The organism is Candidatus Villigracilis sp. (assembly GCF_057083605.1).
The window spans coordinates 12,337-24,918 of record NZ_JBXMTI010000061.1 but is presented as its reverse complement, the minus strand read 5'-3'; the positions used below and the strand labels follow the sequence as shown (position 1 = coordinate 24,918).

Below are 12,582 nucleotides of genomic sequence, written 5' to 3'. Positions count from 1 at the left end.
TATTCATCTTTCATGCAAATCCTTCCCATCCATCATCCTCTCAACGCAACCGTCCGCGTCCCTGGATCAAAGTCGCTGACTAATCGTACCTTGCTGATTTCGGCGCTTGCAAACGGAACCACGCGCTTAACCAATGCTCTCTTTTCCGATGACTCGCGTTACTTTGCCAATGCTTTACAAACTTTGGGATTCGATATTCAACTTGACGAGGCAAATTATGAAATGACGGTGCATGGCCTTGGCGGAAAAATCCCTGCGGAAAAAGCTGAGCTATTTATCGGCAACGCTGGCACGGCGGCACGTTTTCTCTCCGCATTTCTTACACTTGGCAACGGAGAATACATTTTGGATGGTGACTTGCGTATGCGTGAACGTCCCATCGGCGACCTGGTTGAAGCGCTCACTCAACTTGGCGCAAAGATTGAATCTGTTGAGCCTTCAAAGTCGAACCTTCAAGGTCAAATCTGCCCACCTGTAAAAATTACTGCCAATGGTTTGCCTGGTGGAAAAACACAAATTGCAGGCGATATCTCATCCCAATTTCTCTCGGCCTTATTGATGGTTGCCCCCTACGCAAAATCCCCTATAGAAATAACACTCACCACTGAACTTAACTCCAAGCCCTACGTGGATATGACCATCGCCGTTATGCAGGATTTTGGTGTTAAAGCACAACGAAACGATCACCAAACATACCGCATCCCTATTACCAATTACCAATTAATCTCCAATCTCCAATCTCCAATCTCTAATTCTCACCCCTTCTCAACTTATCCCATAGAGTCTGACGCCTCCGCCGCCTCTTACTTCTTCGCTGCTCCTGCCATTTGCGGCGGGACGGTAAAAGTTGAAAATATTTCACGCAACTCAAAACAAGGTGACATTGCCTTTCTCGATGTACTGACACAAATGGGTTGCGCCACCACTGAAACTGATAACTGTATACAGATTACGGGGGCGACGGGACTTCACGGCACCGATGTGGACATGTGTGACATCCCTGACACCGCACAGACTCTCGCAGTCGTTGCGCCATTTGCATCCTCACCGACCAGAATCCGCGGCATTGCCTCTGCCCGTGTCAAAGAGACAGACCGCATTTCCGCGACCTGTAATGAGCTAAAACGCCTGGGAGTGCAGGTTGAAGAACACGAAGATGGAATGACTGTTTATCCGTGTAAAACTTTCAAACCTTCCAGCATTCAAACCTACAATGACCATCGCATGGCAATGTCCTTCTCGCTTATCGGTTTACGCGTGGATGGCGTCACTATCGAAAATCCATCTTGTGTTTCCAAAACATTCCCAAATTATTTCGAGGTTTTGGATTCTTTACAATGACCAACCTGCAACTTTCCAACCTTCCAACTTTCAAACTGGGTTTGATTGGCTATCCCCTTGGGCATTCGCTTTCCCCCAAAATTCATACTGCGGCACTCAAAGCGTGCGGGTTGGATGGAACCTATTCCCTATTCCCCATCCATCCAGAAGATAAACAGGGACTGAAAGATTTACTGAACCGCGTTCGCGCTGGTGAAATTCACGGACTCAACGTCACCATCCCCCACAAACAAAATGTGATCGAGTTGATGGATGAACTCACACCAACAGCAAAAGCCGTCGGCGCAGTAAACACAATCTATCTCCGTAGCAATAAACTCATCGGCGATAACACTGATGCGAAAGCATTTCTGTCTGATCTAAAACGGTTTATCGGGAATCGGGAATTGGGAATTGGGAATCGTAAATCGGCATTGGTTTTGGGAGCGGGCGGTTCCGCGCGGGCAGTGGTGCATGCTCTTGCCGGTGACGGATGGGATGTGACTCTCATTGCAAGAAGGATGGAACAGGCCCAGCAACTTGCAGCGTCAATTCCGAATTACCGATTGTGTATTGAGGACGACATCTCGAATATCGAATTATCGAATATCACTCTGATCGTCAACACCACCCCCCTTGGCATGACCCCGAAAATCGAAGAATCACCTCTTCCCGAAAATCTGTCATTGTCTTCAAATACTTTAATTTATGATTTGGTCTACAATCCAAGTGAGACAAAATTAGTAAGAGATGTACGCGCACATGGACTGAAGGCAACAACGGGTCTCGGCATGTTGATCGAGCAAGCCGCTCTATCCTTTGAACTTTGGACTGGGCATAATCCTCTTCGCGAAATAATGCGTGCGTCCATCGAACAAATCTCCAATCTCTAATTCTCTAATTCCCACTTACGCAACACGAAACACGGAGATCGTATGCTTAGATTTTTAACCGCAGGAGAATCGCACGGCCCATCTCTCACCGCCATCCTCGACGGAATGCCTGCGGGACTTCCTGTAACAACTGAAATTATCAACAAGGAACTCGCACGCCGCCAAAAAGGATACGGTTCAGGTGGGCGCATGAAGATTGAAAAAGATACTGTGCAAATCCTTGGCGGAGTCATGGCGGGCGAAACTACAGGTGCGCCGATTGCCCTGCTTGTCCAAAATGCCGATCATGCCAAATGGAAGGGCCAGGTTATTGAGCCAATGACCGCCCCTCGCCCAGGCCACGCGGATTTAACGGGTGCAGTCAAATATGGTTACAAAGATTTGCGCCCCGCGCTTGAACGTGCCTCCGCCCGCGAAACTACAATGCGCGTTGCAGTCGGCGCGGTTTGTAAACATTTCCTTACCCAATTTGGAATTATCGTTGGTGGATATGTCTCATCCATTGGCGAGACCCAAACTGATTTTGGCGACATGCCTTATGAAGAACGCTTCATCCGCGCCGAAGAATCTGGTGTACGTTGCCCCGTTGAATCATCCGCAAAAAAAATGCGTGATGAAATCGAAAAGGCCATTCATGGAAAAAACACTTTGGGCGGTGTGCTTGAAATCATTGCGCTCAACCTTCCCGTTGGCCTCGGTAGTTTTGTCCAATGGGATAAACGCCTCGAAGCAAAGCTCGCCATGGCGGTCATGTCTGTGCAGGCCATCAAAGGTGTGGAAGTTGGCGACGCATTTGAAAACGCCAAACGATTGGGAACGCAAGCCCATGATGCAATGCAATTACGTAATACGCAATACGTAATACGTAATTCAAATCGCGCAGGCGGAACAGAAGGTGGAATTAGCAACGGACAGCCGATCATCATCCGCGCGGCGATGAAGCCAATTGCCACCACGCTTCTTCCCCAGCCGACAGTTGATCTGGCATCAGGAACCGAATCTCCCACCAAATATGAACGCTCCGACTTCTGCCCCGTTCCAAGAGCTGTGCCCATCCTTGAATCCATGGTTGCTTTTGTATTAGCTGACGCACTCATCGAAAAACTTGGCGGTGACTCTATGAATGAGATGAAGCCTCGATTCAAAGCTCTTCGTAAAGCCACGCTTGACGATTTGCAAATGGATAATATCTCACATGTATTTTGGGAATAACCACATCACGTCATTGCGAGGAGCGGTCTTTGCGACGAAGCAATCCCCTCACTGTGTTTGAGATTGCTTCGGGCCCCTTCGGGAGGGCATTGCCCTCGAAATGACGAATGGAGAATCATGCACATCTTCCTTTACGGTCCCCCAGGGACAGGAAAATCAACAGCAGGCAAAACCCTTGCCCATAATCTTAAACTGCCTTTTATTGACCTTGACCGTATCATTGAAACAAAAGCGGGGCTGTCCATTTCGCAGATCATGGAACAACAGGGTGAACCAGCTTTTCGCAGACTTGAATCCGATGCTTTGAAAGCGTTGGTAAATGAAGCGGAAAGTATAGTAGCTCTGGGTGGCGGCGCACTTTTGGAAGATCAGAATCGTGCCTTTGCAGAAAACAATGGCAAAGTCATATTGTTGATGGCGGAATTATCCACTTTAATTGAGCGGCTTCAAAATAAACCTGTGACTCGCCCTCTGCTGGCAGGGAATTTGAGCACGAATCTAGCGGCACTGCTCATCAAGCGCGGCAAGCATTATGCATCTTTTCCTCATGTTATCCATGTGGATGGAAAAACTGCCGAGCAAAATGTACATCAAATTCAGGTTGTATTGGGACGATATCATCTGTCCGCGATGGGTGAGTATGATGTGATCGTGGGACAGATTGCCAATTTGCACTACTCAAACGCGTTGATCGTGACCGATGAAAATGTGGCGAAATTCCACGCTGAAAAAACGGTCTCTGCTCTGCGCGCATCTGGTTTCGATTCCAAGTTGTCGATTATTCCTGCGGGTGAAGTTCACAAAAATTTGGAGACTATTTATAAACTCTGGCATGGATTTCTCCAGGCAGGCTTGGATCGTAAGAGCACGGTCATCGCTTTGGGCGGCGGCGTAGTCGGCGACATGGCAGGTTTTGCCGCCTCAACTTACATGCGCGGGATCAGTTGGGTGGCTGTTCCAACAACTCTGCTGTCCATGGTGGATGCGTCGTTGGGCGGTAAGACTGGATTTGATCTGCCGGAAGGAAAAAATTTGATCGGTTCGTTTTATCCGCCGAAATTGGTATTGGCTGACCCGCAACTTCTAAAAACATTGCCCGAAAGAGAATTTATTTCTGGCCTGGCAGAAGTAGTCAAGCACGGAATTATCTCCGATCCCGAGTTATTCGAATTATGCACACGTGGCTTGGATTGGATAAAAAATAATTTGGAAGAAGTCGTTAAGCGCGCGATGGCGGTGAAGATAAAAATCATCGAAGAAGATCCCTATGAAAAAGGATTCCGCGCGGCGTTGAATTTGGGTCATACCGTTGGCCATGCAGTGGAGCTGGTTAGCAAGTTCAAGTTGACGCATGGAGAAGCCATTGCCATTGGCATGGTGGCTGAGGCGAAGTATTCTGCCCGGGTCGGGCTGGCAGGCAAAGGGTTGGTGGAAGCAATTACGGAATTACTGACAACATTGAAGCTCCCCATTCATATCCACAAAGAATTACCACGCGAGGAAATTGTCCGCGCCATGCGAGTGGATAAGAAAAAGAACGAGGATGCCATCCGCTTTGCACTGCCCATTGAAATTGGCAAAGTGGAGTTGGTGGATGTGACGAATTTGGAGAAAGTGCTGGAATAGTCGTCATTGCGAGCGCACTTTGCGAAGCAATCCCCAACACGATGAAGAGATTGCTTCGTCGCTACCGCTCCTCGCAATGACGTAAAAAAGAGGACAAATGAAAATCTTAATACTGCATGGCCCCAACCTAAACCTGCTTGGCACGCGCGAACCTGAAATATATGGATCGATGACTCTTGATGACATTAATAATAAGGTGATCGAGTTGGGAAAGGAATTAGGCGCTGAAATAAAAACCCTGCAATCAAATCATGAAGGCGCATTGATCGATGCATTGCAGGATGCACAGACATGGGCGAACGGAGTTGTATTCAACCCAGGCGGGTATACACATACTTCGGTCGCATTGCGTGATGCGATCTCTGCCATTCAAATTCCTGTGGTCGAAGTGCATTTATCAAATGTGTATGCTCGCGAAGAGTTCCGACACAAGTCCTTGATTTCAGCGGCCTGCAAGGGCAAGGTGACAGGTTTTGGCTGGCGCTCATATGAACTGGGTCTGCGCGGGTTGTTGGGAATTGTAAATAACGTGAACAATGGATAAAAAAATAGGCCGTTGTGTCACCCCTCCAAAGGACATCGGGACGATGTGAAGGAGCGCTTTTCAGCGACTGAAGAGTCTCGAATGTAAGTCACGAGATGCTTCGCGCCTGAAAAGCGGCGCTCAGCATGACACAATCCCTTGTCCATTATTGACGTTAAATAATGAATAGAGATTTCACGGTTATAGAATACCCACGCTCACAAATTACACTTTCCCGCTTTTGAAAAAGCGCAATTTGTGAGCGCGCTGGGTATAATGCCTGCCTTGTGAATGCATTGCAGAAACGCGACCTTGGGCTGGATGTATTAAAGGGCATTGGGTGTGCTTTAATGGTGGTGGCGCATTCCAAGCTCAAGATGTGGAATTATGAAGATTACATCTTTTGGGGTAATCTTGCTCCCGCCTTTTTCTTTTCCGTTGCGGGTGTGACGGCGATTTTTCAAGCGGCGAAATATCCGCCGCGCGAGATATTATTCTTTTATGGTTTCATCTTCCTGCTGGGCTTCAGTTACAGCGGGCTCCTCGATCCGAATTTCCTCTCGCGCATTCAATTTGAGATCATTCAAACCATTGCGCTGGGTGTGCTGGCTGTTTATTTCATCGAGCGCTATTTACAGCCGAAAGACTGGATCTATCTTCTGCTTGGGTTTGCGGCATTTGGGCTGGATAAACTCCTTCAGCCGCTCGGTTGGCAAGCGCTGGAAGGCATTTTGATCTCGCCCGGGATTTTTCCTTTCCTGCCCTGGCTTTCATTATTCTTTTTTGGAGTGTTCGCCTATCGCGTGAACAACTTATACAACCTGATATTATTCTTGGTGCTCGGCCTCGTATACTACTTCCTCTTTGGCTTGAATGTTCCCGACGTCAACGAGAGTAAGTGGCGCTTCCTTCTGGATTTTTTCATCGCCTCCTCAGCATTTCTTTTTCTTGCATTTTTCATGATACGCTTTATCCCAGCACTACGCCACCCAACCCATAACTGGCTGACCATCTTTTGGGGCACGAACTCGCTCCTGTTTTTGTATATCCATTATGCGCTGATCAAATTCTTTCGCCTGTTTGAACTTCAGCGTAATATCGAATTAATCTGGAATCATCCCTGGTTGTTCTGGTTATTGGTATTGGCCTCCGCCACAGTCATCATGCTGGCGATTACACTGCTTGCACGCTGGGTGGATATGCCCTTCGGTAATTTATTCGTATGGATTGCAATTGTCATTTTGATCTTTGTTATCCCCTTTATCATCCCGAAGGAATCTTATGCCAGCTACCTCGAACTTGGGCTTGGGATCATCTTTGCAACATATTATCCCAAACTGGGTAAAATTCTGAAGCAGGCACGGCAATGAGAATCATAGAAACCACCGAACCGTTTTTCTTTCCAGGCAGCCGTACTGGCGTTTTGCTCGTTCATGGATTCACGGGCACACCCAAGGAAATGCGCTGGATGGGGGAATACCTCAATCAGAAGGGCTTCACCTGTTTGGGGATTCGACTTAGCGGCCATGCAACTGACATGGAAGATATGCGCCGCTCGCTCTGGACCGATTGGACTGCCTCCGTTGAAGACGGCTATCATCTACTCTGTGGCCTTGTTGACCGTATCTATCTCGTGGGGCTTTCAATGGGCGGCGTGCTGTCGTTGCTAATGTCCACCAGGTTGGATGTTGAGGGCGTAGTGGCTATGTCTACCCCCTATCAATTGCCGCATGATTATCCGCTTTGGGCGTTGCGTTTATATAGCATGTTTGTTCGTGATAACCCAAAATCCAAAGAGAAACCTGGGGCTTCGTGGTTTGATAAAGCCGCATATGCCGAGCATATTTCATACCCCCAAAACCCAATGCGTTCGGTGGTTGAGATGAAATTGCTGCTCAATGAAATGCAAACTGCATTACCTGAGGTTCGCAAGCCTGTGTTATTGATCCACTCAAAAGATGACCCGTATGTTCTGCCCGAAAATATGGAGAAGATCTATGCCGGGCTGGTGAATGCGTCAGACAAGACAAAGCTCTACGTGACTGGGTCAGGCCATGTTGTTACGCGCGATGCGGCTCGTCATCAAGTGTTTGAACTTGCGCGTGATTTTATTAATCGAAATTCAAATGTCATTGCGAGGAACGAACGATAGTGAGTGACGAAGCAATCCCGCCCACAATATTGGAGATTGCTTACCCATTCGGGTACGATGTCGTCGCAACAAACGCTCCTCGCACATCGTCCCTGCAAGGGAATGACGAAAAATAAAAGAGGAAAACTTGAATCGAAATCTATTTTTCATTGCCTTTGCCCTGCTGTTTTGGGGGCTTGGCGAGGGGATGTTCTTTAACTTTGTGCCGATCTATTTGGAAACACAGTTCTTTTTGAGCAAACAGCAGATCGGTTTTGCCCTGGGTGCATTTGGCTTTTTTATGGCGATCACGCATATCCCTGGCGGCCATTTGGCAGACCGTTTAGGGCGGCGTCCACTTTTGATCATTGCCTGGGTGCTGGGATTTTTTTCCACATTGCTAATGGGGCTTGCGACAAAGCTGCCGTTTTATATGATCGGTGTTCTTGGTTATGGGCTGACGGCTTTTGTGTCATCTCCTTTAGGGAGTTACGTCACTGCGGCGCGCGGCAAGTGGGGAGTGGGTACTGCGCTCTCGCTGACGACTGCCACATTTAACCTTGGCATGGCACTGGGCCCTGTCATTGGTGGTTGGATCGGCGAACATTTTGGAATGCGGACGAGTTATCTTGCAGCCTCGGCTGTGTTCTTTATATCTGTCCTGTTTATTATTTTTATTCAGGGCCAGCCGATTGACAGGCATGACCCTGAAGCGCCTCCGATCAACTTGTGGAATAACCTTCGATTCACCAATTTTCTGATGGTGTTTGCGTTCGCTGTGTTTGCCATGTACATCGCCCAACCGCTGACGCCCAACTTTTTGAAAGGTGTGCGGCAACTTACTCTAAGTGAAACAGGTTGGATATTTTCCGCAGGAGCGCTTGGTAATTCTCTGATGGCTCTTACCTTCAGCCGCTTCAATCCGCGCCGTGGCTTTTTGCTGGCACAAATTCTAGTTGCGTTATTCGCTGTGAGCATTTGGCGCGGAACGGGCTTACCAATTTTCATGCTGGGTTACTTTTTCCTTGGCGGTTTCCGCGCAGCGCGCCCAATGGCAATGGCGCAGGCGCGCGAACTCGTGCATGATTCGCAAATGGGAGTTACCTATGGGACGATGGAAACCGTGAGCGCAATCATTTTCATCCTTGCGCCGCCGCTGGCTGGTTTCATCTTTGAACGCGATCCATTCTTTGTCTACCCGCTGGCAATCGGGCTGATCGTTGTATCCATTATCGTCGGCCAATTTTTCTCTCCAAGACCAGAACCGATGAAGGCCATCGCTGTGGAGGAATCAGGGCCTAGCGGACAGGTAAACTGACCTTCATATAATACCCACGGTCACAAATTGCGCTTTCCACCTTCAGAAAAAGCGCAATTTGTGACCGAGTGCGGTACAACTTCAAGAAAGGTGAAATCATATGCTTGAGATTGTTACTTTTACATTAGGCCCCGCGCAGACCAATGCCTATCTTGTGGCAGACCCCGAAACAAAGGAAGCCGTTGTGATCGACCCTTCATGGGACGGGCATATCATCCTCAAAACGGCGCAGGATCGCGGCTGGAGGATTGGTCACCTCTGGTATACGCACGCGCATTTCGATCATATCGGCGGGGCGGCGGCGATTGCAGATGCGTTGAATCCGCTCCCGCATGTGGCGCTGCATCCCGATGACCATGTCCTCTGGCGTGCGGGTGGGGGCGGCGCAGTCTTTGGCTTCGATATTGACCCTGGCCCTGAACCCACGATTGATTTCGCGCATGGCCTAACGCTTAAACTTGGCTCGAATGATTTTGAAGTGCGTTATACCCCGGGGCACACAAAAGGTCATTGTGTTTTATATGTCCCAAAAGAAAATATTTGTTTTTGCGGTGATCTGATCTTTAATGGAAGTGTTGGTCGTACGGACTTGCCCGGCGGTGACTGGGATACTTTGGAAAACAGCATCCGCACCCAGATATTCACCATGCCCGATGAAACTCGCTTATTATCTGGTCACGGCCCTGAAACCACGGTGGGGCACGAGAAGATGAATAATCCGTTTGTGGGAATGAAGTAATTCACGTATAATCAGAAAATCTAGTGAGGAGATAAAATGAAAAATCCAAATGCGCAAAACCAAAATCAAAAACAAAATTCAACGCCACCAGCTGAGCCGAAACCACCCATTCTCTCTTATATCCCACGTTGGCTGATTGGATTGGTTATAGGAATCATTGTGATTGCTTTCCTTGCCAACCTTAGCAAGCCATTTTGGTATTTTGAAGTGATTGAGAATGACCAGGTTGGTGTAACCATTGAAGCTGGTGAAATTCAAGGCGTCTTACAGCCAGGTATTGCTTATGATTTTGGCCTATTCGTCGATCTAGTCAAAATCACAACGAGTGCAGTGGCAATCACAGTAGATGATCCCGAGTTAATCACAATAGATAAACAGCGTATTGGGCTGGAGGTAACTGCCGATGTATTTCGCCCTAGAGAAGCTGATATTGTTATCTCCAATTATTCACGCTATCGAAATATTTACCTGAATGACGAAGCCTTACAACAACGTATGACGGCCTTCACTTTGCAGGCAATGAAGGTTTGCGTGGGTGACAAGAAATTTGATGAAGCTGTCATAGGCTCGGGACGTGACGATTTACGAGCATGTATCGACGAGGAACTGAGCGGGTTGGCTGAACCCCTAGGACTGGAAGTACGGAACGTGGCTGTACCGCAGATTACGATTTCACCCGAAGTACAGGCGGGGTTAGATGCCATTGTACAAAGCCGTCTGGCTACCGAAAAAGCCAAGCAGGATGCGGAAAAAGCCAAACAGGAATCTGCCGCACAACAGGCGTTGGAAGAAGGCCGCATTCGTGTAGAACAGTCGAGATTGCAGGAAGAGGCGCGTCAGCAGGCTACACTTCAGCAATTGAAGCAGCAGCAACTGGAAGCAGAACTCGCGGTCATACAACAACAGACTGTCAATGCACAGGCACAATTGGAACTTACCCAGGCCCAACAGGCTATTGCAGATGAACAGGCCAAGGTTGACATTGCCAAGGAAATTGCATTGGCAGAGATGTATGCCCAGCATCCTGAATATGTTGCTTTGCAGATCGCGTTAGCAAATGCAAACGCCATCAAAGACTCAGATAAATTTATCTATACGCCTGCGGGAGTATTTCCGAATCTAATCTTGAGCAACGGTGTAGTTCCAACTTTTCAAGCGAAGTAGTTGTTGATATATCCAACTATATGCTCCTGCTGCCATTGGCGGCAGGAGCTTTTTTGTTTAGTTCAATATCTGGTCTAGATATTTCAACCCCGAACCGGTATTGAAAATGACAATGCGTTCGTCGGGTTTCACCCAATTTTGTTTAATGAGTTCTTCCAATGCGGCAACACATGCGGCGCCTTCGGGTGCGGCGAAGATGCCTTCCAGGGCGGCTAATTTTTTCTGAGCATTGATGAGCGCGGCATCGCTAACTGCAACCGCTGTCCCATTGCTTTCGCGGATGTTGGCTAGGATGATACGGTCAGCGAAGCTCTTTGGCACTCGTAAGCCAGATGCCACAGTTTGCGCACCCAGCCAGAAGTCACAGAATGAAGCGCCTGCGTGAAATGCTTTGGGAATGGGCGCACATCCCTCCGCTTGCACTGAAACCATGCGCGGACGTTTCGTATTCGTAAGCCAGCCCAGGGCTTCCATTTCAGCAAAGGCTTTCCACATGCCAACCAGGCCAGTGCCTCCGCCAGTGGGGTAAAGGATTACATCTGGAAGAGTCCAATCGAAGGCCTCAGCAAGTTCATAACCCATGATCTTTTTGCCTTCGGTGCGATAGGGCTCCTTGAAAGTGGAAACATCAAACCAGCCTTCTTCGCGCGCTTTTATACCAGCCATGCCAGCGGCATCGCTGATCAACCCTTCCACAAGGATGACTTCCGCGCCTGCAATGCGGCTTTCCTGAATGTTTGCGGTGGGTGTGTCTTTTGGCATGTAGATCAAGGCCTGCAAACCAGCGCGAGCGGCGTAGGCCGCCATGGCTCCACCTGCGTTGCCCGCGGTGGGGATAATGACCTTTTTTATACCAAGTTCCTTGGCTCTTGAAACCGCGGCGCAAAGCCCGCGTGCTTTGAAGGAGCCAGTGGGGTTACTGCTTTCGTCTTTAACCAAAAGATCGGTAAGCCCGAGTTCTTTTCCAATACGAGGGATTTTTAATAAAGGAGTGTCGCCTTCGCCAAGCGACACGATATTTTCAGGGTCTTGCACTGGGAGCATTTCATGCCAGCGCCACATGCCTTTTGGCCGCGTATGGATTTCATCACGATCCACTCCCTGGCGGGCGGCTTTCAAATCATAATTTGAAATGAGGGTCGATTGGCAATCCGGGCAAAAGGTATGTACTTCATTGATGGAAAAAGATCTTCCACAATCCGAACAAGTCAGTTCGGTGAGATAAGATGTTTTCACTATGATTGACCTTATGAATATCTTTACTTTGGGTTGGGTGCAGGCACAAAAGCTTCAACACGAGCCCACAACTCACGGATGTTGATCGGCTTGGACATATACACGTCACAACCGGCAGAAAGCGCTTTTTCTGCATCTCCTTTTAAGGCATTGGCGGTAATCGCAATGATCGGCACATAAGCCAGGTTATGTTTTTCGCTGGCGCGGATCCTGCGTGCCACCTCGTAGCCGTCAATATCAGGCAGGTTGATATCGAGCAGGATCAAATCCACATCCTGTCCTTCGGCGGCTGCAACTCCGTTCAAGCCGTTCATGGCTTGCAGGAAATTATAACCCCTTGATTCAAGGGCGCGCCTGACAAGCATCATATTATCAGGGTTATCTTCAATATATAAAACATTACTTCCCATGATGGTATCT

12 protein-coding genes are annotated in these 12,582 nt (G+C 48.5%); 10 read left to right on the top strand and 2 right to left on the bottom strand.

The window, feature by feature from the left end; all coding sequences use genetic code 11:
- Positions 1-12 precede the first annotated feature (12 nt).
- From aroA to AC14M5_RS09045, 10 genes are all read left to right on the top strand, one after another.
- A complete protein-coding gene (aroA, locus tag AC14M5_RS09090; protein ID WP_484029338.1) occupies positions 13-1,341 on the top strand; it encodes a 3-phosphoshikimate 1-carboxyvinyltransferase in 1,329 nt (442 codons plus the stop codon).
- Positions 1,338-2,213, top strand: coding sequence for a shikimate dehydrogenase (gene aroE, locus AC14M5_RS09085; protein ID WP_484029337.1), 876 nt, complete (start codon positions 1,338-1,340; stop codon positions 2,211-2,213). Before aroA ends, aroE begins: the two co-directional genes overlap by 4 nt.
- A gap of 42 nt (positions 2,214-2,255) precedes the next feature.
- Positions 2,256-3,425 carry a chorismate synthase gene (gene aroC, locus AC14M5_RS09080; RefSeq protein ID WP_484029336.1) on the top strand — a complete coding sequence of 390 codons (1,170 nt, stop codon included), beginning with the start codon at positions 2,256-2,258 and terminating at the stop codon, positions 3,423-3,425.
- A 117-nt stretch (positions 3,426-3,542) separates the two neighbouring features.
- Entirely contained in the window at positions 3,543-5,051 is a 1,509-nt protein-coding gene (gene aroB / locus AC14M5_RS09075) for a 3-dehydroquinate synthase (RefSeq protein ID WP_484029335.1), read from the top strand.
- Positions 5,052-5,148: 97 nt separating this feature from the next.
- Complete coding sequence (gene aroQ, locus AC14M5_RS09070; protein WP_484029334.1) at positions 5,149-5,595, top strand: type II 3-dehydroquinate dehydratase; 447 nt, start codon at positions 5,149-5,151, stop codon at positions 5,593-5,595.
- A gap of 275 nt (positions 5,596-5,870) precedes the next feature.
- The gene (locus AC14M5_RS09065; protein WP_484029333.1) at positions 5,871-6,944 is read left to right on the top strand and encodes a hypothetical protein; all 1,074 of its coding nucleotides are present in this window, start codon (positions 5,871-5,873) and stop codon (positions 6,942-6,944) included.
- Positions 6,941-7,726, top strand: coding sequence for an alpha/beta hydrolase (locus tag AC14M5_RS09060; RefSeq protein ID WP_484029332.1), 786 nt, complete (start codon positions 6,941-6,943; stop codon positions 7,724-7,726). The genes AC14M5_RS09065 and AC14M5_RS09060 overlap by 4 nt, the downstream gene beginning before the upstream one ends.
- 127 nt (positions 7,727-7,853) lie before the next feature.
- Positions 7,854-9,023, top strand: coding sequence for an MFS transporter (locus AC14M5_RS09055; RefSeq protein ID WP_484029331.1), 1,170 nt, complete (start codon positions 7,854-7,856; stop codon positions 9,021-9,023).
- A gap of 100 nt (positions 9,024-9,123) precedes the next feature.
- Complete coding sequence (locus tag AC14M5_RS09050) at positions 9,124-9,762, top strand: MBL fold metallo-hydrolase (protein WP_484029330.1); 639 nt, start codon at positions 9,124-9,126, stop codon at positions 9,760-9,762.
- 36 nt (positions 9,763-9,798) lie between these two features.
- A complete protein-coding gene (locus AC14M5_RS09045; RefSeq protein WP_484029329.1) occupies positions 9,799-10,926 on the top strand; it encodes an SPFH domain-containing protein in 1,128 nt (375 codons plus the stop codon).
- Between the two features lie 57 nt (positions 10,927-10,983).
- Here AC14M5_RS09045 and AC14M5_RS09040 read toward each other — a convergent pair whose 3' ends face one another.
- Together AC14M5_RS09040 and AC14M5_RS09035 are read right to left on the bottom strand one after the other, a co-directional pair.
- Positions 10,984-12,162, bottom strand: a complete 1,179-nt coding sequence (locus tag AC14M5_RS09040) for a threonine synthase (protein WP_484029328.1) — start codon at positions 12,160-12,162, stop codon at positions 10,984-10,986.
- A 23-nt stretch (positions 12,163-12,185) separates the two neighbouring features.
- A complete protein-coding gene (locus tag AC14M5_RS09035) occupies positions 12,186-12,572 on the bottom strand; it encodes a response regulator (RefSeq protein ID WP_484029327.1) in 387 nt (128 codons plus the stop codon).
- Between the last annotated feature and the right edge of the window lie 10 nt (positions 12,573-12,582).

Coding starts and splice junctions, on each gene's coding strand:
- AC14M5_RS09035 (WP_484029327.1), bottom strand. CDS start 12,572: ATGGGAAGTAATGTTTTATATATTGAAGATAACCCTGATAATATGATG.
- AC14M5_RS09045 (WP_484029329.1), top strand. CDS start 9,799: ATGAAAAATCCAAATGCGCAAAACCAAAATCAAAAACAAAATTCAACG.
- aroE (WP_484029337.1), top strand. CDS start 1,338: ATGACCAACCTGCAACTTTCCAACCTTCCAACTTTCAAACTGGGTTTG.
- aroB (WP_484029335.1), top strand. CDS start 3,543: ATGCACATCTTCCTTTACGGTCCCCCAGGGACAGGAAAATCAACAGCA.
- aroQ (WP_484029334.1), top strand. CDS start 5,149: ATGAAAATCTTAATACTGCATGGCCCCAACCTAAACCTGCTTGGCACG.
- aroC (WP_484029336.1), top strand. CDS start 2,256: ATGCTTAGATTTTTAACCGCAGGAGAATCGCACGGCCCATCTCTCACC.
- aroA (WP_484029338.1), top strand. CDS start 13: ATGCAAATCCTTCCCATCCATCATCCTCTCAACGCAACCGTCCGCGTC.
- AC14M5_RS09060 (WP_484029332.1), top strand. CDS start 6,941: ATGAGAATCATAGAAACCACCGAACCGTTTTTCTTTCCAGGCAGCCGT.
- AC14M5_RS09050 (WP_484029330.1), top strand. CDS start 9,124: ATGCTTGAGATTGTTACTTTTACATTAGGCCCCGCGCAGACCAATGCC.